The sequence below is a fragment of the Novosphingobium sp. BL-S-19 genome (assembly GCF_055521675.1).
In genome coordinates, this window is the sequence record NZ_CM145498.1 from 3,412,821 (window position 1) to 3,436,268 (window position 23,448).

Annotated in this window: 18 protein-coding genes; 8 read left to right on the top strand and 10 right to left on the bottom strand. The window is 65.5% G+C overall.

The genetic code is table 11. The features are described from left to right. The first annotated feature begins 228 nt into the window (after window positions 1-228). The 3 genes from ACZ1JV_RS24340 to ACZ1JV_RS24350 all read left to right on the top strand — a co-directional run bounded on the left by ACZ1JV_RS24340 (window position 229) and on the right by ACZ1JV_RS24350 (window position 2,890). Window positions 229-981: a DUF4136 domain-containing protein gene (locus ACZ1JV_RS24340; protein ID WP_465137242.1), complete on the top strand. Its 753-nt coding sequence runs from the start codon at window positions 229-231 to the stop codon at window positions 979-981. A 149-nt stretch (window positions 982-1,130) separates the two neighbouring features. Next, on the top strand, window positions 1,131-1,745 hold the full coding sequence (locus ACZ1JV_RS24345; protein ID WP_465150886.1) for a DUF4136 domain-containing protein: 615 nt from the start codon (window positions 1,131-1,133) through the stop codon (window positions 1,743-1,745). Then, window positions 1,742-2,890, top strand: a complete 1,149-nt coding sequence (locus ACZ1JV_RS24350) for a M14 family metallopeptidase (RefSeq protein WP_465150887.1) — start codon at window positions 1,742-1,744, stop codon at window positions 2,888-2,890. Before ACZ1JV_RS24345 ends, ACZ1JV_RS24350 begins: the two co-directional genes overlap by 4 nt. Before the next feature lie 233 nt (window positions 2,891-3,123). Here the strand turns inward: ACZ1JV_RS24350 and ACZ1JV_RS24355 are convergent, their stop codons facing one another. From ACZ1JV_RS24355 to ACZ1JV_RS24370, 4 genes are all read right to left on the bottom strand, one after another. Further along, window positions 3,124-3,756: an RBBP9/YdeN family alpha/beta hydrolase gene (locus ACZ1JV_RS24355; protein WP_395330614.1), complete on the bottom strand. Its 633-nt coding sequence runs from the start codon at window positions 3,754-3,756 to the stop codon at window positions 3,124-3,126. A gap of 167 nt (window positions 3,757-3,923) precedes the next feature. Then, window positions 3,924-4,367, bottom strand: a complete 444-nt coding sequence (locus tag ACZ1JV_RS24360) for a cytidine deaminase (protein WP_465150888.1) — start codon at window positions 4,365-4,367, stop codon at window positions 3,924-3,926. Continuing rightward, window positions 4,364-5,101 (bottom strand): glycoside hydrolase family 25 protein, encoded by a 738-nt coding sequence (locus tag ACZ1JV_RS24365; RefSeq protein WP_465150889.1) that lies wholly within the window; start codon window positions 5,099-5,101, stop codon window positions 4,364-4,366. Before ACZ1JV_RS24365 ends, ACZ1JV_RS24360 begins: the two co-directional genes overlap by 4 nt. Before the next feature lie 13 nt (window positions 5,102-5,114). Next, window positions 5,115-5,597, bottom strand: coding sequence for a UPF0262 family protein (locus ACZ1JV_RS24370; RefSeq protein WP_395393325.1), 483 nt, complete (start codon window positions 5,595-5,597; stop codon window positions 5,115-5,117). A gap of 289 nt (window positions 5,598-5,886) precedes the next feature. On the opposite strand from ACZ1JV_RS24370, the gene ACZ1JV_RS24375 reads away from it, so the two are divergent. After that, window positions 5,887-7,398: a replicative DNA helicase gene (locus ACZ1JV_RS24375; RefSeq protein WP_465137236.1), complete on the top strand. Its 1,512-nt coding sequence runs from the start codon at window positions 5,887-5,889 to the stop codon at window positions 7,396-7,398. Window positions 7,399-7,593: 195 nt separating this feature from the next. Here the strand turns inward: ACZ1JV_RS24375 and ACZ1JV_RS24380 are convergent, their stop codons facing one another. Both ACZ1JV_RS24380 and ACZ1JV_RS24385 read right to left on the bottom strand, forming a co-directional pair. Beyond that, window positions 7,594-9,069, bottom strand: coding sequence for an NCS1 family nucleobase:cation symporter-1 (locus ACZ1JV_RS24380; RefSeq protein WP_465150890.1), 1,476 nt, complete (start codon window positions 9,067-9,069; stop codon window positions 7,594-7,596). 76 nt (window positions 9,070-9,145) lie between these two features. Next, window positions 9,146-10,372 (bottom strand): aminotransferase, encoded by a 1,227-nt coding sequence (locus ACZ1JV_RS24385; protein WP_465150891.1) that lies wholly within the window; start codon window positions 10,370-10,372, stop codon window positions 9,146-9,148. Window positions 10,373-10,509: 137 nt separating this feature from the next. Between ACZ1JV_RS24385 and ACZ1JV_RS24390 the strand changes: the two genes are divergently transcribed. The 4 genes from ACZ1JV_RS24390 (at window position 10,510) to ftsH (ending at window position 17,840) form a co-directional block, all read left to right on the top strand. After that, window positions 10,510-12,330 carry a hydantoinase B/oxoprolinase family protein gene (locus ACZ1JV_RS24390; protein WP_465150892.1) on the top strand — a complete coding sequence of 607 codons (1,821 nt, stop codon included), beginning with the start codon at window positions 10,510-10,512 and terminating at the stop codon, window positions 12,328-12,330. 158 nt (window positions 12,331-12,488) lie between these two features. Further along, window positions 12,489-14,561 (top strand): hydantoinase/oxoprolinase family protein, encoded by a 2,073-nt coding sequence (locus tag ACZ1JV_RS24395; RefSeq protein ID WP_465150893.1) that lies wholly within the window; start codon window positions 12,489-12,491, stop codon window positions 14,559-14,561. A gap of 115 nt (window positions 14,562-14,676) precedes the next feature. Continuing rightward, window positions 14,677-15,783 carry a sensor histidine kinase gene (locus ACZ1JV_RS24400; protein WP_465150894.1) on the top strand — a complete coding sequence of 369 codons (1,107 nt, stop codon included), beginning with the start codon at window positions 14,677-14,679 and terminating at the stop codon, window positions 15,781-15,783. A 125-nt stretch (window positions 15,784-15,908) separates the two neighbouring features. Further along, on the top strand, window positions 15,909-17,840 hold the full coding sequence (gene ftsH / locus ACZ1JV_RS24405) for an ATP-dependent zinc metalloprotease FtsH (RefSeq protein WP_465150895.1): 1,932 nt from the start codon (window positions 15,909-15,911) through the stop codon (window positions 17,838-17,840). A 373-nt stretch (window positions 17,841-18,213) separates the two neighbouring features. Here the strand turns inward: ftsH and ACZ1JV_RS24410 are convergent, their stop codons facing one another. The 4 genes from ACZ1JV_RS24410 to ACZ1JV_RS24425 all read right to left on the bottom strand — a co-directional run bounded on the left by ACZ1JV_RS24410 (window position 18,214) and on the right by ACZ1JV_RS24425 (window position 23,253). Then, window positions 18,214-19,260 (bottom strand): DUF3667 domain-containing protein, encoded by a 1,047-nt coding sequence (locus ACZ1JV_RS24410; RefSeq protein ID WP_465150896.1) that lies wholly within the window; start codon window positions 19,258-19,260, stop codon window positions 18,214-18,216. 116 nt (window positions 19,261-19,376) lie between these two features. After that, window positions 19,377-20,105, bottom strand: a complete 729-nt coding sequence (locus ACZ1JV_RS24415) for a ParA family protein (RefSeq protein WP_465152645.1) — start codon at window positions 20,103-20,105, stop codon at window positions 19,377-19,379. A 214-nt stretch (window positions 20,106-20,319) separates the two neighbouring features. Then, window positions 20,320-20,664 carry a DNA-directed RNA polymerase subunit omega gene (gene rpoZ / locus ACZ1JV_RS24420; protein ID WP_465137228.1) on the bottom strand — a complete coding sequence of 115 codons (345 nt, stop codon included), beginning with the start codon at window positions 20,662-20,664 and terminating at the stop codon, window positions 20,320-20,322. Between the two features lie 102 nt (window positions 20,665-20,766). Further along, window positions 20,767-23,253, bottom strand: coding sequence for a TonB-dependent receptor (locus tag ACZ1JV_RS24425; RefSeq protein WP_465150897.1), 2,487 nt, complete (start codon window positions 23,251-23,253; stop codon window positions 20,767-20,769). Between the last annotated feature and the right edge of the window lie 195 nt (window positions 23,254-23,448).

The window sequence follows — 23,448 nt, forward strand, 5'->3', positions numbered from 1 at the left end:
GGCGGTTGTTCCAACAGCAACTGGGCCGCCGCCAGAAATTTGAAGTGGCGCCGTTAGTGGCAGTGGCTTGCAAAGTCAAGCGTGAGCGCCCATTCCTTCTGCTCGAACTTGCTCCGGTCAGGCGCGGTTTTCCGTCGATCGGCTCCGTTCATCGCGGGGCAATCGCGACGAGCCGATAGCGCAATACCGGGTGCGACCCAACCGATTCTTTCGGACATTAGAACACCGATGCACACGCTAAAAGCCGCGATTCTCGCCTCTGGCATGGCTCTCACCCTTTCCGCCCTTGGCGCAGCGTCCTCCGTTCAGGCCCAACCCGGTTGGGGTTCGCGCTGGGGCGGCGGATACGGTTCCGGCTGGGGCGGCGGCTGGAACGATCCGCTGATGGGCGGCCCCACATCTTCGCCCTATCGCACCAACACCAAGGACCCGCGCGAGGGCCGAGTCGAAGTGAGCCGATTCGTGGCGCAAGGGCCCGAGGCCGGCGAACTGGGCCACGGCGCCGTCAACGTCACGTCCGAATCGGGCGATGGCCCGTGGGTCGCCGGCCCCGAACGCGCCCGCTACGAAGCGGCGATCATCGATGCCCTCGTCGGCGCCGGCTACGACACCCAGGCCAAGGCCGATAACGGCGGGCAAGACGTCGAACTCAAGATCACCCGCCAGGTCCTCACCCCCGCCGAAGAAAAGCGCAACCCGGTCAGCGGCACGGCGGCAATGGGCGTCAGCAATCGCGGATCGGCCTATGGCCTTGCCGTCAATGTGGACCTCTCCAAGCCGCGCAGCGCGCTTGTCAGCACCCGCCTCGACACCCGCATCGTCGACAAGGCGAGCGGCAAGGTGCTGTGGGAAGGCTACGCCACGATCGCCACGCGCGAAGGCGACAACAACTGGCCGGACGACCGCATTGCCGGAAAGCTGGCCAGCGCCCTCTTCGACGGCTTCCCCAAGGCCGATCCCGTAGGCGGCTCCGCCGGCTGAAGAGTTTGCGTGGAAATGCCCCCGCGCGGGCATTTCCACGCGATACCGGCCCAGATTCCCCTTTTTCGGGATTTCCAGACGTAGCCCGCGTCTGGCTCTGACGGCCAACAAGGGTTATCGTCCAACCCCTTAGCCCCCGGAGAGCCCAGATGACCCGCAGCGCCCGCCCTTTCGTCGCCATGATGCTCCTTGCAGGCGCGCTCGCGCTTGGCGGATGTGCCGCGCAAGTCGGTCCGGTGGAAGTCACGCGCTTTACCGCACCGGATGCGCCGGCGCTGAACGGCGGGCTCATCCGCGTGGACGCCGGCCCCGGGCAAGACGCGTCCAGCCTTGAATTCCGCGCCTATGCCGCCGCCGTCGGGCAGGAACTGGCCCGCGTCGGCTTCCGGCAGGCGCTTCCGGGCGAGACGGTTTCCGATACCAAAGTGGCCGTGCTGACGGTGGAGCGCCGCACGCTCCAGGCCGGAAATCAGGGCAGCCCCGTTTCGGTGGGCGGCCTTGGCACTGCCGGCAGTTACGGTTCGGGCGTGGGCCTTGGCATCGGCATCAACTTGTCTGGCCGTCCCGCCGATCAGGTGGAAACCCGGATGCAGGTCATGATTCGCGATCGTCCCGGCGGCCGCACCTTGTGGGAAGGCCGCGCCGCCTTCACCGTCAGTTCCAAGTCACCGATGGCGCAGACCTCGCTGGGCTCCGCAAAAATGGCCGAAGCGCTGTTCAAGGGCTTTCCGGGCCAGTCCGGCGAAACTATTCTTGTGAAATGACCACCCTCCACATCACCTCCGCCTTCGATTCCGGTAACATCGAAGTCCTCTCCACCGAAGGGCTCACCGCCCGCCTCGCGATCCGGCACGACAAGGATTCCGAATTCCTGCAGTGGTTCCACTTCCGCGTCAGCGGGGCCGGCATTGCCGGGCAGGAACTGGTGCTGAAGATCACCGGGCTCAACGGTTCGGCCTATCCCGGCGGCTGGCCGAACTACAACGCGCGCGTTTCGGAAGACCGCCAGTACTGGGCGCTGGCCGAATGCAGCTGGGACGCGGCCGAGGACAACGGCACGCTGACCATCCGCTACATGCCCGAAAGCGATCTAGCCTGGTTCGCCTACTTCGCGCCCTATTCGATGGAGCGCCACCACGACCTGATCGCCGATCTGGCGACCACCGAAGGCGTGACCTATCGCAGCCTGGGCCAGACGCTGGACGGCCAAGCGCTCGATTGCCTGGAAATGGGCGACGGCGACACGCAAGTCTGGCTCTATGCCCGCCAGCACCCCGGCGAATCGATGGCCGAATGGTGGATGGAAGGCGCGCTGGAAGTCCTGGCCGATCCCGCCGATTCGACCGGGCGCGAACTGCGCAAGCGCTGCCGCTTCCATGTGGTGCCCAACATGAACCCGGACGGTTCGGTGCGCGGCCACTTGCGCACCAATGCCGTGGGCGTGAACCTCAACCGCGAATGGGAAACGCCGACGGCGGAAAAGTCGCCCGAAGTGCTCGCCGTGCGCGGTGCCATGGATGAGACCGGCGTTGACTTCGCCATGGACGTCCATGGCGACGAGGCGATCCCGGCGGTGTTCATGGCCGGCTTCCAGGGTATCCCCTCCATCAAGGCCGAGCAGCAGGCCGGTTACGACCGCTTCAGCGAAATCCTTGACCGCCGCACGCCCGATTTCCAGCGCAAGCTGGGCTATGCCGTCGCCGCGCCGGGCCGCGCGAACCTGACGATGTCCACCAACCAGTTGGCAGAGCGCTTCGGCGCGGTGTCGATGACGCTGGAAATGCCGTTCAAGGACCACGATGATGCCGCCGATCCGGCGCAGGCGTGGAGCCCGGAACGTTCCGCCCAGCTCGGCGCCGACTGCATGGGCGCGCTGCTGGAATGGCTGATCGAGCGCGAGGCGAAGTAAGGGATTCGAGGCAGCGGGAATGGGGCCTCCATTTCCGCTGCCTGCTTCTCTCGGCGCACGATTAGCGCCTCCCGTACCCTATTCACTTCGTCGCCCCCGCGAAGGCGGGGGCCCCGCTTTTTGCGTTCACGCGGAGACAAAGAACAAGCGGGATCCCCGCCTTCGCGGGGATGACGGGGATTGGGTGGTGAAGGATTTGAGGCGCGGTTAGCCGCCCTTCAAAATTCCGCTCGTCAAATACCTGCCCACTGGCGCAGAGCCTCGCGCACGGCGAGGTTCTCGTCCTGAGACCAGCGCGGCGTCAGCGCAGATGCCGGCACCAGCCCCAGCACGCTTTGCAGCATTACCCAGCCGGAAGCCCAGTCGCCGCGCGTGTCGTCGCAGACCGGCGACGCGCCCCAGTCCTTGGCCAGGCGGATCACCGAGCGTTGCTGCGCCACCGTGGCGTCCAGATCGCTCACCACGAAGGACGTGAACGGTAAGGGCTGCCTTGGACAAGCTCCGAAGCGCGACAGGCGCGGGTCGGCGCCGGGAAGGTCCATGTTCGGCGGATTGACGGCAATCGCGCCCAGCACCGGGTTTTCCGGGCCCACGCCTTCGAATTCCACCCACCAGGCCAGAGCGAGCGCGGCGATGTCATCAGTGACGATCACCACCGGCCGATCGGCGCGGCGGATCGCCAGGTTCAGCTTGTTGACCCAGGTGTTGCGGTGCGGTTCGTCCCACATGCCCAGTTCCAGCACGCGGCAATGCTCGCTCCACTGCGCCCAGCGCTTCATCCAGTGGCCATCGCGAAGCGGGCCGCCGGGAACCAGAAGGATCAGGGGAAGATGGTCCTGCTCATGCGGATAGCGGTAGTGCGTCATGGAGGTGCTCCAACAAGGTTGGGAAACCGCCGGTCGACTCTGTCTACGTCCCGACTATGCGCACCATAACTCAACCAATTCAGTTGACAATAAGATTCCGACGAAACGACGCCTTGCCGCGCCGCTTTGCGCGGCGGGCATCGGCGCCGTTTCGCGATTTCCCGGAATTACAGAAGGTTGGCCGGCCCGAACGCGTGAGGCAGCAGTTCGGACAGGCGCATCTCGATCACGCCGTCCTTGCCGTCGCACCAGACCAGCGGGTCGGTGCCGCCAAGCTGGGCGATCTCATTCAGCACCTGACGGCAGCGGCCGCAGGGGCTGACGACGTCGCCCTCACCCGGCGCGCCCGGCGCGCCGCCGGTCACGGCGACGGCTTCCAGCTTGCCATATTCGCCGGAAGACAGGATCGAGGCCACCGCCACCGTTTCCGCGCAGAGCGACAGGCCGTAGCTGGCATTCTCTACATTGGCGCCGGTCACCACCGATCCGTCCGCCATCAGCAGCGCGGCGCCGACGTGGAACTTCGAATAGGGGGCATAGGCGCGGCTCGCGGCCTGGCGCGCGGTGGCGAGCAGCGCGTCGCGCTGTTCCTGGGTGAAAGCTGTGGTCATGGCTGCACCACTACCCAGCGCAGGCCTCCTTGCGCAATCTCGTTGGCGGCGGACTGGTTCGCCGTCCACATCGTCCAGGGCCGCCCGGCATAATCGGGCAGCAACCGGTCGCCGATCAGCCAGAGCTTGCGATCGAACTTGGCGGCGATGTGGTAGCGCGTCTGGAAGGCCGGGCTGATCTTCAGCAGCACTTCCTTGCCGGTGTGCGTCTCGATCTGGTTGATGAAGGTCATCAGCTCGCTTTCGACCTTGGCGTCGGAAACCGGCGTGGCGCAGTCGTCGGCCAGCATGTCCAGATCGATGGCCGGCGGCAGGAGGCGCGAATCGCGCGGAACCGTGGTCACGAAATTGGCCGATTGCGCCTGCGCGGGCTGGCAGGGATCGTAGCGGTGAACCGCCCCCACCTGCACGCCTGCGGCACGCGCTTCCCCGAAATTGCTGACGAAGCGCGGATCACGCGCAAAGGCGCTGGCGCTGGCGTCGACATAGGCGAAGTCCACGCCGATCGCCTTCAGCGATTTCCAGTCGAACTGGCCGTCCGCTGCGCCCACTTCCACGCCCTGTACCGGGAAAGTCGTTCGGGAAGGCTGCCAGTGGCGCATCGTCCACCAGCCCCAGGCACTTGCAATCAGTGCGATCAGCAGCAGTGCGGCCAGCGCCTGCCGCCCCCAGCGCCACAGCAAACGTTTGCGCGAAACCGCGCCCGATGCAGTCCCCGCTGCAGTCCTTGCCATCGTGAAGCCCCCTTCAGCCCCGGATATGCAGGACGCAGATCAGCGTGAAAAGCCTGCGCGCAGTCGGAAAGTCGGTTTCGACCTTGCCATCGAGCCTTTCGAGCAGAAGTTCCGCCGCATTGTTGTGGATAGCGCGGCGGGCCATGTCGATCGTCTCGATCTCCTGGGTCGAGGCTTTGCGAATCGCCTGATAGTAGCTTTCGCAGATTGCGAAGTATTCGCGGACCGGACGGCGGAAACGGGCAAGGCCCAGCACCATCGTCTCGATGGGATCGCCGCCTTCCGCCGCGATGTCCAGCGAGAGGCGCCCGTCGCGCACCGAAAGACGCAGACGATAAGGCCCCGCGTGCCCTGCTTCGAAGGCGCGCATGGGCTTGAAGACATTGTCTTCAATGAGATCGAATATCGCGATGCGCCGTTCCTGCTCGATATCGGCGTTGCGCCACAGGATGGTCGCCTCGTCGAGTTCGATATGCGAGATTCGCGGATCGGCCATGATCGGAAGGCCTTTACGCGGTTGCGGCATAAGCGGGCAAGCCCGTGCGATAAGAAGAGTCTTTGTTTGGTACGCCTTCGACATCCGTCGAAGGCTTGCGGCACCAGCCCACTCCCCCACCCGACCTCCCAGATTCTACCCCGTAGGGGAGGTCGGGTGGGGGAGTGGGCTGGTGCCGCAGAGAAGCCAGGAACATTTCTATCCACCAGCCATCAACAGGCTGTGGATAGAAATGCTCGATCCGCGCGCTTGCTGGCGCGGGGTCTCTTGGGGCATTGTCGAATCCCTCATGTCAGAAGAAGCCGTCATCACCCGCGAGCCCGCGGCCCAAGCCCGTAGTCTGCCCTCGAACGTCGAGGCGGAGGCTGCATTCCTTGGTGCCGTGCTGATCGACAACCGCGTGATCGAGGAGCTTCCCACCCAGCTCTCGCCCACGCACTTCTTCGAACCCGTCCACGCCCGCATCTATGAGCGCATCCTGCAGCTGCTCGATCGCAAGGCCGTGGTCACCCCGGTTACTCTGCGCCCCTATTTCGAGGCCGATGAACAGCTTAAGGCGCTGGGCGGCGTTTCCTACCTCGCTCGTCTGACCGCGGACGGTCAGGGCCTGCTGGCCCCGCGCGAACTGGCGGACCAGATCTACGACCTCGCCCTGCTGCGCGAACTGATCTCGGTGGGCCGCAATCTCGTGGCCGAGGCCATGGACACCTCCGAATCGGTGGAGCCGATGGAGCAGGTGGAACGTGCCGAAGCCGCGCTCTACAAAGTGGCCGAAGGTGCCTCCACCGCGAACGAGGCCAAAAGCTTCGCCGCAGCCACCCGCACCGCGATCGGCGCCATCGAAAAGGCGTTCAATTCGGGCGGCCACATCTCGGGCAAGACCACCGGCCTCAACTCGGTGAACAACAAGATCGGTGGTCTTCACGATTCCGACTTGATCATCCTTGCCGGCCGTCCGGGCATGGGCAAGACCTCGCTCGTCACCAACATCGCCTTCAACGCCTCCGACCGGCTGCAGCGCGATCTGGCGGACGGCATCCCGGTCGAAAAATCGGTGGGTGCGGCAACCGCGTTCTTCAGCCTCGAAATGAGCGCGGACCAGCTGGCCACGCGTATCCTTGCCGAACAATCGGGCATCAGTTCCGAAGCGCTGCGTATGGGCAAGATCAGCCGCGAGGACTTCCAGCAGCTGTCCTTCGCCAGCCAGCGTCTGGCCGAACTGCCGCTGTTCATCGACGATACCCCCGGCCTTACCATCGCCGGCCTGCGCACTCGCGCCCGCCGCCTGAAGCGCCGCCACAACATCGGCCTCGTCATCATCGACTACCTGCAGCTGCTGCAGGGTTCCGGCCGCGCCACCGACAACCGCGTGAACGAAATTTCCGAAATTTCGCGTGGCCTGAAGACGCTGGCCAAGGAACTGCACGTTCCGGTGATCGCGCTCTCGCAGCTCTCCCGTGCGGTGGAATCGCGCGAAGACAAGCGCCCGATGCTGTCCGACCTTCGCGAATCGGGCTCGATCGAGCAGGACGCGGACATGGTCTGGTTCGTGTTCCGCGAAGACTATTACGTGAAGGCGACCGAGCCGAAGTTCCCCAGCGACACCGACACCCCGGACGTGCGCGACAAGTGGGAATCGTGGCGCGCGAAGATGGAAGAAGTGACCGGCCTGTCGGAACTCATCATCGCCAAGCAGCGCCACGGCGCCACCGGCAAGGTCCGCATGCGCTTCGAAGCGCGGATCACCAAGTTCTCGGATCTGGCCGACGACGATATGCGCGCGGCGTTCGAGAGCGACTAAGCGCCCGTCTCGGGCTCCTACACCGCCCCGCCTCCAATCAATTCGTCGCCCCCGCGCAGGCGGGGGCCCCGCTTTCTTGCGGCAACACGAAAGGCCGTAAGGCAGGCAGCGGGATCCCCGCCTGCGCGGGGATGACGAATTGATTGGAGGCGGGGCTTGCCCTGCTCATACCCTTGGCCGTGTTGGGGAGCGCGCTTACGCCCCCGAAAACACCGGCTCCACCGCTGCCGCCCTGCCCCGCATCATCAGCGTATAGCTGCCCAGCGCCACCGCCACGCCGACGAACCAGGCATATGTATAGATCGCCGAGAACACCGGCCCCGCCTCCCCGAACACGCCCGGCGCGGCGACCGAGAGGAAGCCCGGCACGTTGGGCGCGATGCCCAGCGCCAGCGCGATCAGCGCGCGCGGGTTCCAGCCCTTGCGGTAGGTATAGGGGCCATGCTCGCGGTAGAGCCCATCCACATCCAGCCGCGCATCGCGCAGCAGCCAGTAATCGGCGATCAGGATGCCGGTGATCGGGCCTAGCAGCGCGCCGTAGCCGGTCAGCCAGGTGAAGATGTAGCCCTGCGTGCTCGCCATGATCTTCCATGGCATCATGACAAGGCCGATGGTCGCGGTGATCAGCGCGCCGGTGCGATAGCTGATCTTCGATGGTTTCAGCGAAGCGAAGTCGAAAGCCGAGCAGACCAGATTGGCGGCGATGTTGCACGATACCGTGTCCACCGCGATCACGATCAGCCCCAGCAGCACGAACGGCCCATGCAGCGTGCCGGCCAGTTCCACCGGATCCCAGATCGCCCGGCCATGGACGACCACGGTAGCGGAGGTGGTGATGACGCTCAGCAAGGCGATCAGCCCCATCGTCGGTGGCAGGCCCAGCGCCTGCCCCAGCATCTGGTCGCGCTGGCTTTTGGCGAAGCGGGTGAAGTCCGCGATATTGAGCGCCAGCGTGCCCCAAAAGCCGACCATCGCCGTCAGCGCGGGCAGCCAGACCGCCCAGAACTGCCCTTCCCGCGCGCCGCCGGGCCCGAAGGCCGAAGGGGCCGAGAAGATCGGACCGACGCCGCCCGCTGCGTCCATCGCCCACCAGACGAGACCGATGCAGGCGATAAGCTTGGCGGGCGCGGTCCAGGTCTCCAGCTTGCGGATCGTCGCCAGCCCCTTGCGCACGAAGAACAGTTGCACGCCCCAGAACACCAGAAAGGCGAGCAATTGACCGAGGCCAATGCCGAGAAACGGCAGCGGCGTGCCGCGCAAGTCCGCGCCAAGGAAGATGCCGAGCAGCGTCAGCAGTGCCTCGCCGCCGATCCACGTCTGGATGCCGTACCAGCCGCAAGCGACCAGCGCGCGGGCCATGGCGGGCAGGCGGGCGCCCACCGTACCGAACGAAGCGCGCGCCAGGACCGCGAAAGGCACGCCGTAGCGCGCGCCCGAGTGGCCGATCAGCAGCATCGGCACCAGGATGATCAGGTTGCCCAGCAGCACCGTGCCGATCGCCTGCAGGGCCGACATGCCCTGATCGATCAGCCCGGCACAGAGCATCCAGCTGGGCACCGCGACGACCATGCCCACCCACAGCGCCGCGAAATGCCACCAGCGCCAGTTGCGCTGCGCCGCGCCCGTCGGCGCGAGGTCCGCGTTCCAGAGCGTGTCTTCAGCTTCAACCATGCGCGTCCCCCGATGCGTGAGGGGACCACGATGCCGCACTGCAGCAAAGTGTCAAGCGACGGTTGTGTGACGGCGCTCAGCCGATCAGCGCCTTGCGGAAACGGGCAAGCCGCGAAACCGCCTCATCCAGCACATCTGCGGGCTTGGTGAAGCAGAAACGCACCAGATGTTCGGGTGCTTCCTCACCCTGATAGAGTGCAGCCACCGGAACGCTCGCCACCCCGGCTTCGGTCACCGCACGCTCGCTGAATTCGCGGTCGCACAATGAAATTCCCGACGCGGCGAGATCGACATTGAGGAACCACGTCGCCGCATTGGGCAGCACCGTGAACCCGGCCTCGGTAAGCCCGGCCTTCAGCCGCTGGCGCGCGGCGGCCCATGTGGCGCGCTGCTCGTCCAGCACCGCGTCGGGCAGCGACAGCCCCTCCGCCACCGCCCACTGCAGCGGTACGGCGGTAGCATACGTCAGGAACTGGTGCGCGCGCGAGATCGCCGTCGCCAGATGGCCCGCCGCGATCATCCAACCGATCTTCCAGCCGGTGAGCCCGAAGATCTTGCCCGCCGAACCGATCTTCACCGTCCGTTCGGCCATGCCGGGAAAGCTCATCAGCGAACGATGCGGCACGCCGTCGAAGCGCACATCCTCCCAGACTTCGTCGCAGATCGCGATCAGGTCATGCTCCACGCAGGCCTTGGCGATCATCGCCAGTTCCTCGTGACTGGCGACTGTGCCTGCTGGATTGAGCGGATCGTTCAGCATCAGCACGCGCGGCTTTACCGGTGCCGGATCGGGCAGGCCGGAACGCGCCAGTAGGGTGGACCGCTCCTGCAAAGCCGCCTCCAGCGCCTCGGCCGGGTAGCGGAAATCGGGGGGCGAGAGCGGGATCGAAACCGCGATGCCGCCCGCCCGGCGCACCAGCGGCGCATAGGCATCGTAGGCGGGCTGGAACAGGATGACTTCATCGCCCGGCTTCACGAAAGCGAAGACGGCAGCGGCCAGTGCTTCCGTGGCGCCGGAAGTCACCGTCACCTGCTCGGGCGCAAGCTCAAGCCCCTGTCGCCGCGCGTAATAGCCGCAGATCGCCTCACGCAGTTCGATCAGCCCCGCGCCGGGCGGATACTGGTTCGACTTTTCATGCAAGGCGCGGCTTGCGGCCTCGATCAGCGCGGGCGGCGGCGGACCATCGGGGAAGCCCTGCCCCAGGTTGATCGCGCCATGCTCACGCGCCAGCGCCGACATGCGATCGAACACCGTGCGCTCCATTTCCGCATAGACCGGGTGGATACGGCCAGCTGTCTTCATTCTCAGTGCTGCTCCAATGGCGGCCATGGACAAGCCCGGCGCGGATGTTTCGTGATCTGCATGGGCCGATGCGCTCGCTGTCGAGAAGCGCGCCCTCTCCGCTCCTACCTCGGACAAACCACAAGGGAGAGCAAGACGTGTCCTACGAGCTGAACCGCAAGCTCGCCGAGCGGCGCGGGCCCCTGCCGACCGCGGCGGAAATCGACCCGGTAACCGGCGACATCATTCGCGGCGCGTTCGAAACGGTCTGTTTCGAGGCTGCGACCTATCTTGGCCGTGCCGCCTCCAGCCCGATCATCAACCAGTCGAACGAGCGCAATGCCGCCATCGTCGATGCCCACGGCCGCCTTGCCATGGGCGCGGTGGGCACCCCGCACCTGACGTTCGTCAACCAGATGGAAACGCGCTGGGGGCTGATGAATCAGGACCGTTATGACTGGGGGCCGGGCGATGTCTTCCTGGGCAACGATCCCGATCACGGCGGCGGTCACCTACCGGATTACTGCATCTATGGCCCGGTCTATGACGACAAGGGCGAGCTGATCTGCATCCAGACCTTGCAGGCGCATCAGGGCGACACCGGCGGCAAAGATCCGGGCGGCTTCTCGCTCGATGCCACCGACGTCTTCACCGAGGGGGTGATCTACCCCTGCCTCAAGCTGGTCCACCGGGGCGAGCTGCGCCGCGACGTGTTCGACACGGTGGTGCGCAACAACCGCTTCGCCACGTTCGCGGGCGATATCGCGGCGATGGTCGGCGGCGTGCAGCACGCCGTGCGGATGCTGGACGACCTGATCGGCAAGTGGGGCGGGGAGACGATCAAGGCGGCGATCAACCACTCGATCGAACACACGGAGCGCCGCGTGCGCGAGGAAGTGGCGAAATGGCCCGATGGGTGCCACGAGGCGACCGTCTGGATCGATCACGACACGGCCGGGACCAAGGACATCAAGGTCCAGGTCGCCTGCACCATCGCCGGGGACCAGCTCACCGTCGACCTTGCGGGCACCGATGATCGGCAGAACCTTGTCGGCGTGTGGAACACGTTCGCCAATTCGCGCAGCTACGTGATGTGCCAGGTGGTCGCGGCGATGGACCCGACGATCGTGAAGAACGAAGGGTTCTTCAACGCGGTCGATATCCTGATCCCCGAAGGCTGCATCGCCCAGCCGCCGCCGAACAAGCCTGCCGCGCTGGGATCGTTCCACCCGGCCTGCGAGATTACCGAGGCGGTCTGTATCGCGCTGTCCAATGTGGCGCCCGAACGGTCGCAGCCGCAGCTCTACAAGATCGGCATGCCCAACATGGTCGTCGGCTTCGATGAGGGCGGCATGATGTGGATGGATCAGGGCGTCGATTGCCGATCGATGGACGTTTCGGCGGTGGAAGGGCTCGACGGCTGGGGCTCCTGCCCTTCCGCTCTGGGCAGCCTGATCCTCTCCGAGGCGGAGGATGCGGAAAGCCGCTTCCCGATCCTCAATATCAGCCGTGAGATGACCACCGATGGCGGCGGCGCCGGACAGTGGCGCGGGTGCCCCGGCTCGCTCAACGTCAAGCAAGTGCTGCGGCCGACTTCGGCGATGGCGTGGATGGTTTCGGCCGACCACCCCTTGCGCGGTCTTCGCGGCGGGGACGATGCGATCCCCTATACCAACCGCTTCGAGGTCGGCTCCCCCAACGAGCGCGCCATTCTTCACACCGCGCAGGACCTGCTGCCGGAAGGGGCCGTGATCGCCTACCAGCACGGCGGTGGCGCCGGATTTGGCCGCCCGCTCCAGCGCGATCCGGAGGCGGTGAAGGAGGATGTGCTCGACGAGTACGTCAGCCCGGAGGCGGCGCGGGTGAAGTACGGCGTGGTGCTGACCGGCAGCCTCGACGACTACTCGCTGGCGGTGGACCACGCCGCGACCGAGGCGCTCAGGGCCGAAATGGCGAGCATGGCCGAGGCAGCGGAATAGCAAGACGGTTCGCGATCCTCCCCCACCGGGGGAGGTGGCGGCCCAAGGGGCCGACGGAGGGGGCGCGGAACAACACAACGCCGCGCCAATCCCCCTCCACCGCCTGCGGCGGTCCCCCTCCCCCGCTGGGGGAGGATCTGGAGAGTGAGAAAACCTGAATGACGTACCGAGTAGGCATCGACATCGGCGGCACCTTCACCGACTTCGCGCTCCTGAAGGGCGACGAAGTGGTGCTCCACAAGAACCTCTCCACCCCGGAGGATCGCTCGCTGGGGGTGATGGAGGGTCTGGGCAAGCTGGCCGAGAAGGAAGGCCTGCCCCTCCCCGAATTCCTCGGCCGCTGCGAGGCGATCGTCCACGGCACCACCGTGGCCGACAACACCCTGATCGAGATGAACGGCGCCCTCACCGGCCTGATTACCACCGAGGGGTTCCGCGACGAGATCGAATATCGGCGCGGCTACAAGGAAGATATCTGGGACGTCCGCCTCGAAGCGCCGCAGCAGATCACCCCGCGCCGCCGCCGCCTGACAGTACCCGAACGCGTCCTGCACGACGGATCGGTCCACAAGGAGCTGGACGAAGCGGCGCTGCGCGAAGCCTGCCGCAAGCTGCGGCTGCAGAACGTGGAATCGGTGGCGATCTCGTTCCTGTTCTCCTTCGTCAATCCGGAGCATGAGCGCCGCGCCAAGGAGATCGTGCGGCAGGAAATCCAGAACGCCTACGTTTCCGCCAGCCACGAAGTGCTGCCCCGCGCGCCGGAGTACGATCGCACCTCGACCACGGTGGTCAACGCCTATGTCGGCCCGCGCGTCACTGGCTATCTCGAACGGCTGGTGCAGCGGCTTGGCGAGGGTGGATACCGCAATCAGCTGATGGTCATGCAGGCCTCCGGCGGGGTGATGACCAAGGACTATATCGACGGCGCGCCGATCCGCGTGCTCGCCTCGGGCCCGGCGGGCGGCGTAGTCGGTTCCGCCCATGCCGGGCGCGCCAAGGGTTGCCCGGACCTGCTCTGCGTCGACATGGGCGGCACCAGCTACGACATGGCGCTGGTGCTGAACGGCGAAGCCCCGGCCGAGGCGGGCTGGAACATGCATCACCGCTATCTCGTCGGCGTGCCGATGGTGAAAGTGGAGACCTTGGGCGCCGGCGGCGGTTCGATCTGCCACGTCAACAAGGGCGCGCTGGAAGTCGGCCCGCGCTCGGCGGGGTCGGAACCCGGCCCGATCTGCTACGGACGCGGCGGCACCGAGCCGACGGTGACCGATGCGCTGGTCATGCTGGGCATCCTCTCCACCGAGGAAGGCTTCGCCGGCGGCAGCTTCCGCCTGACCCGAGGCGGCGTGGAAGAAGCCTTCCGCCAGATCGCCAACGCACTCGGCCACGACGACGCGGAACGCGCCGCTTTCGACTGCTGGCGCGTGGTCAACGCCCATATGAGCCAGGGCGTGCGCCGCACCACGGCGGGCAAGGGCATCGATCCCAAAGACTTGGTCATGCTGGCCTATGGCGGCAACGGCCCCGCCTTCGCGGCGATTCAGGCCGAAGACCTTGGCATCACCCGCGTGCTGGTGCCCAAGGCATCGCCCACATTCTCGGCGCTGGGCACCTTGGTGGCGAACCCGACCATCGACGAGGAACGCTCCTACATCGCCTCCGCTTCGGCGCTCGATGTGGCACGCATCCGCAAGCTCTGGACCGAACTGTCGGACCGCGCCGCGCGCTACTTCACTGCCGCGCAGTTCCGTACAAAGGACATCCGCGCCGATTACCGGCTCAACATGCGCTATCCGGGGCAGAACTTCTCGCTCTCGTTCGATTTCGCCGCCGATACCCCGCTGGGCGATCTCGGCTTCATCGACGAAGCCTTTGCCGCACGCGCCATCGAACTGTTCAACGCCCGCCACATGGCCGAATACGGCCATATCCGCGAGCACGAGGTTCCCGAAATCTCGGGCGTCCGCCTCGCCGCCCATGTCGAGACGCCCTCACCCGCGGCCGGCGGAGACTTCGCCCCCAGCGGCGTCATACCGCAGCCGAACCGCCACCGCCGCGCCAATCTGGGTCAGGGCTTCGCGGATGTGCCGGTCTATCGCGGCGCGGACCTTGCGCCCGGGATGGAAGTGGCCGCGCCCGCGATCATCGAGGAGACCTTCACCACCATCGTCGTCTATCCCGGATGGGTGGCCCAGATCGATACGGCCGGAGACTATCAGTTGGTAAGATAACACACACGGGAACTTGCGCGCCGGATCGCGCGTCTCTGCTATCGAGACGCCCGGCCCGGACACACCTGCCGGACGCGATCTCGCCGCACCATGCGTAGCGAGCGACAAACAAGACGTGATCCGACTGGCCCCTCTTTCCATCCGCTTCATCGAACGCCTGCCGTTGATTCCCGAGCGCCCGCTGCTCGGCTATGCGATCTCGCTCTGCCTCTGCCTTGTCGCGCTGGGACTGCGGTGGGAACTGGACGATGCCTTTCCGCCGGGATACCCGTTTCTCAGCTTTTTCCCGGCGGTGACGCTGTCCTCGTTCCTGTTCGGACCGCGCCCGGGCATTCTGACGGCGGTGGTCTGCGGGGCCTTCGCCTGGTTCTTCTTCATTCCCCCGCGCTTCGGTATTTCACTGGACGGACGCACGCTGGTGGCCATGGCTTTCTACTGCGCCGTGGTCACGGTGGATATCGCGCTCGTCCACCTGATGCAGCGCGCCAATGCCCGCCTGTCCGACACGCGCGAGAAAGTGCGCGTGCTGGCCGAGGAACGCGGCCAGTTGGCGGATCGCTCGGAAGTGTTGTTTCAGGAATTGCAGCACCGTGTAGGCAACAATCTGCAGATGATCGCGGCCGTGCTGTCCCTGCAATTGCGCGGGCTTGAGGAACCGGTCGCCCGCCGCGCGATCAGCGATGCGGCCAAGCGGCTACATGTGATCGGCCGCATCCAGCGCCGGCTCTACCATACCGATGGCGCGCTGGTGGCGCTCGATTCGTTCATCTCCGAACTGACGCGCAATGTCATGGAGACGAGCGGCCGCGACGGCATCGCCACCGTCGTCGTGGCCGAGCCGGGCCTGATCCTGCGGCCCGAAGCCTCCGTGCCGGTGGCACTGATCCTGAACGAGGCGATTGCGAATGCGCTCGAGCACGGACTGGGTCAACGCGACCGGGGCACCATCCGCGTCGGCCTGCGTCGCACCGGCGAAAGCATCGCGCTAAGCGTGGAGGATGACGGTGCCGGGCTGCCCCCGGGCTTTGTCGCAATCGAAGGTGATTCGGTGGGGCTTAGCATCTCGCGCGCGTTGGCCCGCCAGATCGGCGCGGACTATGCGCTGGAATCGGTGACCCTCCCCAGCCCGGCAAACGCTCCGAAATCGGCCGCCGAAACCCTCGCCCAAGGTGCCAGAATGACGCTGACTCTCCCGCCCTGTCGCGCGGCTGCGCAAGCTTGAACGGCAATCGAACGCGAAATGCTCGCAGCGAAGTGCGGTTTCGATTACAGTGACTGCATTCCGCACGCTTGCGATTCAACCGCCCGATCTTACATTGACGGGCGAAAGGACGGTTTCAACAGACGATGAACGACGACCAGCCTAGCGGCAATCCCTGGGTCAAGAGCCTGCTCGTATGGGGCGGCATCTTTGTCGCCCTCCTTCTGGTTGTGTCGATGTTCAACACCCGCGCCGAAAGCGGGCCGAACATCGCCTATTCCGACTTCCGTGCAAAAGTTGCCGAAGGCAGCGTGCAGACGGTGGAAATCGGCAAAGACCGCATCGACGGCAAGCTGAAGAACGGCGATTCGTTTACCACCGTACCGGTGCCGAACGACACCACGCTGACCCAGCTTCTGCAGGACCATGACGTGCGTTACGCCGGCGCGAGCCAGGAAGAAGGCTCCGTGCTGGTCTATATCCTGGCGCAGACCCTGCCTTTCCTGCTGATCGTCGGCATCGCCTTCTTCGCGCTGCGCCAGGTCCAGAAGGGCGGCGGTTCGGGCGCGATGGGCTTCGGCAAGTCCAAGGCCAAGCTGTTGACCGAACGTTCGGGACGCGTCACGTTCGACGACGTTGCCGGCATCGACGAAGCGCGTGAGGAGCTGGAGGAAATCGTCGAGTTCCTGCGCGATCCCACCCGCTTCTCCAAGCTGGGCGGCCAGATCCCGAAGGGCGCGCTGCTGGTCGGCTCGCCCGGCACCGGCAAGACCCTGCTCGCCCGCGCCATCGCCGGTGAGGCGGGCGTGCCGTTCTTCACGATCTCCGGCTCGGACTTCGTCGAGATGTTCGTCGGCGTGGGTGCAAGCCGCGTGCGCGACATGTTCGAACAGGCCAAGAAGAACGCGCCCTGCATCGTCTTCATCGACGAAATCGACGCGGTGGGCCGCCATCGCGGCCACGGCCTCGGCAATTCGAACGACGAGCGCGAGCAGACGCTGAACCAGCTGCTGGTCGAAATGGACGGCTTCGAGGCGAACGAAGGCATCATCATCATCGCGGCGACCAACCGCCCCGACGTGCTGGATCCCGCGCTGCTGCGTCCCGGCCGCTTCGACCGTCAGGTCGTGGTACCGGTGCCGGATATCGAGGGCCGCGAAAAGATCCTGGCCGTGCACATGAAGAAGGTGCCTCTGGCGCCCGACGTAAACCCGCGCGTGATCGCGCGCGGCACGCCGGGCTTCTCGGGCGCGGATCTTGCCAACCTCGTCAACGAAGCCGCCCTGCTCGCCGCGCGCCGCAACAAGCGCCTGGTCGCCATGCAGGAGTTCGAAGACGCCAAGGACAAAGTGATGATGGGCGCGGAACGCCGCTCCATGGTCATGACCGACGACGAGAAGAAGATGACCGCCTATCACGAGGCCGGCCATGCCATCGTCTCGCTGCACGAAGCGGCTTCGGACCCGATCCACAAGGCCACCATCATCCCGCGCGGCCGCGCGCTGGGCATGGTGATGCGCCTGCCGGAGCGCGACAGCTATTCGTACCACCGCGACAAGATGCTCGCGAACCTCTCGGTCGCCATGGGCGGCCGCGTGGCGGAAGAGCTGATCTTCGGCTACGACAAGGTCTCCTCGGGCGCCTCGTCGGACATCCAGTATGCCACCGGCCTCGCCCGCAACATGGTCACCAAGTGGGGCATGTCGGACAAGCTGGGCCCGCTGCAGTACGAAGAGCAGCAGGAAGGCTACCTGGGCATGGGCGGATCGCATCGCCTGATGGCCTCTGACGAGACCAACAAGGTGATCGACAGCGAAATCCGCGGTCTGGTGGACGATGCCCACGCCCGTGCGACCACGCTGCTTCGGGACAATGCCGAGCAGCTCGAAGCGCTGGCACAGGCGCTGCTGGAATACGAAACGCTTTCGGGCGAGGAGATCAACCAGCTGCTGTCCGACGGCAAGATCGACCGGCCGAGCGAACCGCGCGGAAGCGGCACGCCGCGTCCGATGACGGGTTCGTCGATCCCCAAGGCCGGCCGCCGCTACTCCGGCAGCGCGACGCCCCAAGGCGCCTGACGGGACTTCCGAAACAAGACTTCCGAAACAAGGCTTCCCCTCGGGGAAGAATGCAGGAAAGGGCGAGGACGGCGGTGTCCTCGCCCTTTTTTGTTGTCTTGATTGGGCGGAGGGTCGGCTCACTTAAGGTGGATCGCCTCTTGCATCACTACCTCGTCGCCCCCGCGTAGGCGGGGGCCCCGCTTCCTTCTGCAACCTTTCGTATGGCCGCAAGAAAAGCGGGATCCCCGCCTGCGCGGGGATGACGAAGGGGGCTGCCGTAAGGTTGCGCCTCAGGTTCCCGCCCTTAGGTTGCGCAGGGAGCCTTGCGGCATGCGGCACGCACAAATCGCACCTCCGCAAGCCAGAGCCGCCTGACCGACGGCCCTCACCCTTACGCCCCGCTCTGCGCGGTCAGTGCCACGAAGAACAGCAGCAGCGCGGTAGAGGCGAAGATCACCAGCAGCGCGGTTCGCCACAATGCCGCACGGCGGGTAAGGCCGTAGGTGCCCTTGAGCTGCGCATACATGTGGAATGGCGGCACGAAGAACAGCAGCCTCTCCAGCGAAAAGGTACCGATGGCCCCCATCAGCATCTCCACGATGGCCAGCAAGGTCATGAAGCACAGCGAATAGGTAACGAACACGGTATGATCGTAGAGGTGGAACCGTCGGCTGAACGGAAACAGCAGCCAGAGGAACGGCACCGAGATCGGAATGAGCGTCCAGCTGTATTTGTACGCATAGTTCTGCATCTTGTAGGCCGCGAAATCCGGGTCGTCCCGGAATTTGGCCACGGCCTTCTGCAGCGGCTTGAAATCGCTCAACTGCTCGTCGCTGGTGTTTTCGGCGATGGCATCGTGCGTATCACGCAGCACTTCCTGCGCGTTTTCCTTGTTCTCGATCTGCTTATCGATCCGGTCTGTATCCTTGCCGGCATCTGCCAACTGCTTGCGGCGGGCCTTCAGGTCGGCGATCAACTTGTCGTTGCCGGCGATCGCCGCAGCCAGTTCCTTGGGATTGGTCACCGCCCGGGCGCCCTTTACGCTTTCGTCGTGCGTCGCGTGGAACACGGCGAACATCAGGAAAACGCAGAACAGGAACAGCGCGATGGGCGAAACGAAGCTGGCGCGCTTGCCGTCGATATATTCGCGCGTCAGGGCGCCGGGGTAGCGGACCAGCATCGGCAGCGTGCGCCAGATCTTGCCCTCGAAATGGAAGACGCCGTGCAGCAGATCGTGAAAGAATGCGCCCAGCGTGCGGTGGACATGCGCCGCCTGCCCGCAGGAATGGCAGTGCGATCCGATCAGCGCGGTACCGCAGTTCAGGCAGGCCGTCTCATGCGTATGGCCGTCCTCGGCCTCCCCCGCGTAGGGCTCGGCCGCGCGCGCCGCCATCGCACCTTGCCCGATTTCCGCCAGACTTTCAGTTAGTTCGCTCACCACTTCCCCCTGTCGCCCGAACGAAAACGGGCGGGGGAACTTAACCTGTCACGCGGTGGGTGAACAGCCATTGCGCGCGGCAGGCGAAAGTCGCGCCCATCGCCCGTGGAAAGGCCTCAGTTGCGCTTCTCTGCCAGCTTGGCCTCGATCGCTCGCCACAGCATCGCGAAGGCCTGCGCCGCCGGACTGGTGGGGGCGATCGCGCCCACCGGGCGGTGCTGCACCGCGCATTGTTCGACCACGCTGGCATAAGGCACCGCCGGCCAGTCCGGCTGTGCCTCACGCACTTGCCGGTGCAGCGCGCGGCGCATGTCGAGCATGGAGAGCACGGGCAGGATCGGCGGGTGACGCTTGGTGGTTCCCGCAATCTCGCGCACCACCAGTTCCAGCGCCCGCGCCGACAGCGGCGAGGGCGGCAGCGGCACGATGATGAGGTCTGCAGCACGGGCGACTTGCGCCGAAAGCTCATTCAGCACCGGCGGGCAATCGAGCACGATGCGCGGATAGTCCGCCGAAAGCTCCTCCGCCAGTCTGGCAAGCCGCTTGCGCTTGCCGATGCGCGTCAATTGCGCGTCGAGCGCGCGGATGCTCTCATCGGCGGGCAGCACGTCCACCAGCGGATCGCGAGTCGCCTGGATCAGCTTGGTGGCCGGACGATCCTTGGTGAAGACTTCCTCTGCGAGGCGCGATCCTTTCGGCTCAAGCCCATAGAGAAAGCCCGAACCGCCTGCGGCGTCGAGATCCCAGAGCAAGGTGCGGTGAGCGGTCGACTGCGCCGAACACCAGGCAAGATTGGCGGCAAAGGTGGTTTTCCCCACCCCGCCCTTGACGCTGTAGATGGCGATGGTGGCACTGCGCGCCGCCTCGGCAGGCGCCCCCGCCTTTTCCGATACCCCTTCCCCGGACGCGACAACGGGCCGTACCCTTTTCAGGGCCGACCCGCCGCTCCCGGCTATGCGGGGCAATCTGTGCTTTCCTGCAACCACCTGGCGATGGTTGCCCGCGATCCCTCCGTAGTCAAGCCATCAGGGCTGATACGGAGCGATCGCAAGGAAGACATCAACCGTCGTAATCGCCGCCGATCGAGGTATTGCGCGTCGGTGCCGAAGCGGTGATGCGCAGAGCCTCTGCCGACTGGCTGAGCGAGCCGACATCGTCCATCGCATCGTCGTCGTCGGGCAGCACGCGCTGCATCGAGGTGACGAGCGATTCCTTCAGCTCGGTGGGCTTGACGTTCTGTTCGGCGATTTCGCGCAGGGCGACGACCGGATTCTTGTCGCGGTCACGCTCAAGCGTGAGTTCGGCGCCGCCCGAAATCTCGCGCGCACGCTGCGCGGCGAGCAGGACGAGATCGAACCGGTTGGGGATCTTGTCGACACAGTCTTCGACAGTAACGCGCGCCATGGGCACTCCGTGAAAAATTCGCTGGATCGGTAAACTCCGCCCGATAAGCGGCGGGGCGCGCAGAGTCAAGGAAACTGCGCGCGCCCGGCACCGATCGGCCGCTTACCCAAACGGCCGAAGAGTCAGCTTCAGGAACACCTGCCGGCCCGGATCGAGCACGCAGGATACTTCGTCGATCCCCGCTGGCCCCGCCGCGTTGGTCGGGCTGCCGGTCACTTGCCCGCCCAGGATCTGGCCGTTCTGGAAATTGCCGTTGGTGCAATAGCCGGCGCGGATCACGTTGGTGAGGTTGTTGGCGATCAGCGAGACTTCCCAGCGGTCGTCCGCGCCCTTCAACGTCAGATAGGCATTGAGCTTGGCATAGGAGCCCTGAATGTAATCCTCACGCGGGCCGATCGTGGCGTGATAGCTGGACGAATACTGCACCGAACTGCCCAGGGCGAACCGCGTGGTGCTGCTGACCGGCAGTTCGTAATCCGCCCCCGCCGAAAATTGCCATTCGGGCGCGCGCTCCAGCGGCTCGCCCGAGGCGCTTTGCCCGGTGTAGAGCCCGGTCGAGGGATCGAGCAGCTGGTTGCAGCCTCCCGCATACGTTTGCCCGCCGTAGCAGGGCACGCCGTCAAGGCTGATGAAGCTGGCCTTGTTCCAGTTGACAGCGGCGGTCAGCGACAGGTCTTCCACTTGCGGCGGATGCCATGTCGTATCGAAATCGACGCCATAGACCTTGGACGATCCCGCATTCATCGTCCGCACCACCGGAATGCCGTTCAGCGCCGGCACATTGGTGCCCACCTGCAACCCCTTGTAGCGGTAATAGTAGAAGGCCGCGTTGGCGGTGAGCGAACGGTCGGCCGTGCGCGCCTTCACCCCCAGTTCGCCGCCGCGCACACGCTCGTCGCCAAAGGAGTTGTCGACGCCGGCCACCGCCGGGGTGGTGATCGAGTAGGAGCCGGACTTGTAGCCCTGCTTCAGCGCGCCGAACACGGTGAAGTCATCGCTGGGCGTCCATGTCACCGTCAGTTCGGGCGAGATGTTTTTGGACGAGATCTTCGGCGTCGGCAGGTCGATATCGACGTATTCGCCCAAGGCATTGCGCGAGACCGCGTCGTCGCGCCGCTGCTCGCTGGTCCAGCGCGCGCCCAGCGCCAGTTCCAGCGTCTTCACCGGGTTCCAGCGGACTTGCCCGAACAGCGATGTCGATTCGATCCGCATGTCGTGCGTGCCGGCCGAGAGCACCGCCGGGATCGGAATGAAGATGCCATAGGCGCCCACGTAGAGCAGTTGGCTGGTATTGCCGCCGACGAACACGTCGTTGGTCACTTTGCCGTTCTGGTAATAGCCGCCCAGCAGGAAATTGACCGGGCTGTCGCGCCAGTCCGATTCCAGACGCAGTTCCTCGGTCACGTCGCGGCGCTTGAAATGGTTGTCCGCGAACAGCGCCGGGCCGGCCGCGCTGGTGCCGGTGCCGTTGATCGCGGCATCGGTGGTGTTGTGGTAATACGTCGTGGTGGACGTCAGGCTGAGGTCTGTTGCCGGCCGCCAGGTCATGTCCAGCACGCCGAAGTTCTGGACGATGTTGGTGAAGGGTTCACCGTTGTTGCGCAGCCCCGGCGTTCCATCGCGGCGCAAGCCGGTGAAGGCGGCCGGGTCCATCGACACGAAGTAGACGTTTCGGCTCTGCTTGCAGCTGACCAGAAAGGGATAGCCGATGCTGGTGGGGCTCACCACCGGGGCGATCCCGTCGGGGCAGGATACGCTTTGCGTGGTGGCGGGATTGTCGCTGTGGTCCTTGGTGAAGTTCAGCTTGAGCCGTGCCTTGAAGCTGGGATCCGGCTCCCACACGGCAGTGCCGCGAATGATGTAGTTCTCGTTGCCGCCGGTGCGCGGCTGGCGCGGATCCACCGCGCCGGTGCCGGGATAGGCCACCGCCCGGTTGCGAAACCAGCCATCGGAATCCGACCATGTGCCGGCAAGTCGCAGCCCCAGCGTATCGGTCACCGGACCGGAGACGATAAGTTCCCCGCGCATCTCACGCGCCTCGAACTCATAGCTGGTGCGGGTGATCAGTTCGAACGTCCGCCCCGGATCGGCGGTGGTCAGCGCAATCACGCCGCCGGGGCTATTCTTGCCGAAGAACAACGCCTGCGGCCCCTTCAGCACTTCCGCCTGCGCCAGATCGAACAGCCCGCTACGGAACGACAGGCCCTGACTGAACTGCTGACCGTCGATATTGAGCGAGACCGACTGGTCGATACCGGCGTCGAGCGCGCTGGTGCCGACGCCACGCAGCGAAATCTGCGAGCCGACCGAAAGGACCGAATTGCCGAGCACAAGCCCGGGAATGCGGCTGGTCACTCCCTGGATCGAGGTGATCTGCTGTTGCTGCAGCGCTTCACCGCTCAGCACGCTTTCCACCACCGGCACGCGCAGGATCGATTCCTGCCGCTTGCGGGCGGTGACGATAATCTCTCCGGTCTTGGGCTGCGCTGCGTCCTCAGGCGCCGGCGCCTCAGCCTCCTGCGCCAACACCACTTCCGGCGCGAAAACGAGCGCGGCAGCAAGGCACAAGGCTGCTTTCCTGCTGAGCATGAACCGATCCTCCCCTCGAACGTCTTTTTCCTGCACGGTCGCTTTTCGCGGCCGCGTGCGTTTCGAACGGGACTGTCGGGCAATCGCTGAGGCGCGATCAATCCGTTTGAGGCAAGTCTTGCCGGCTCGGCAAGCCGATGTGCCGCAGGGAACAAGGCAGGCGGCATCGGCCTTGGTCTAATTGCGATAACCCGC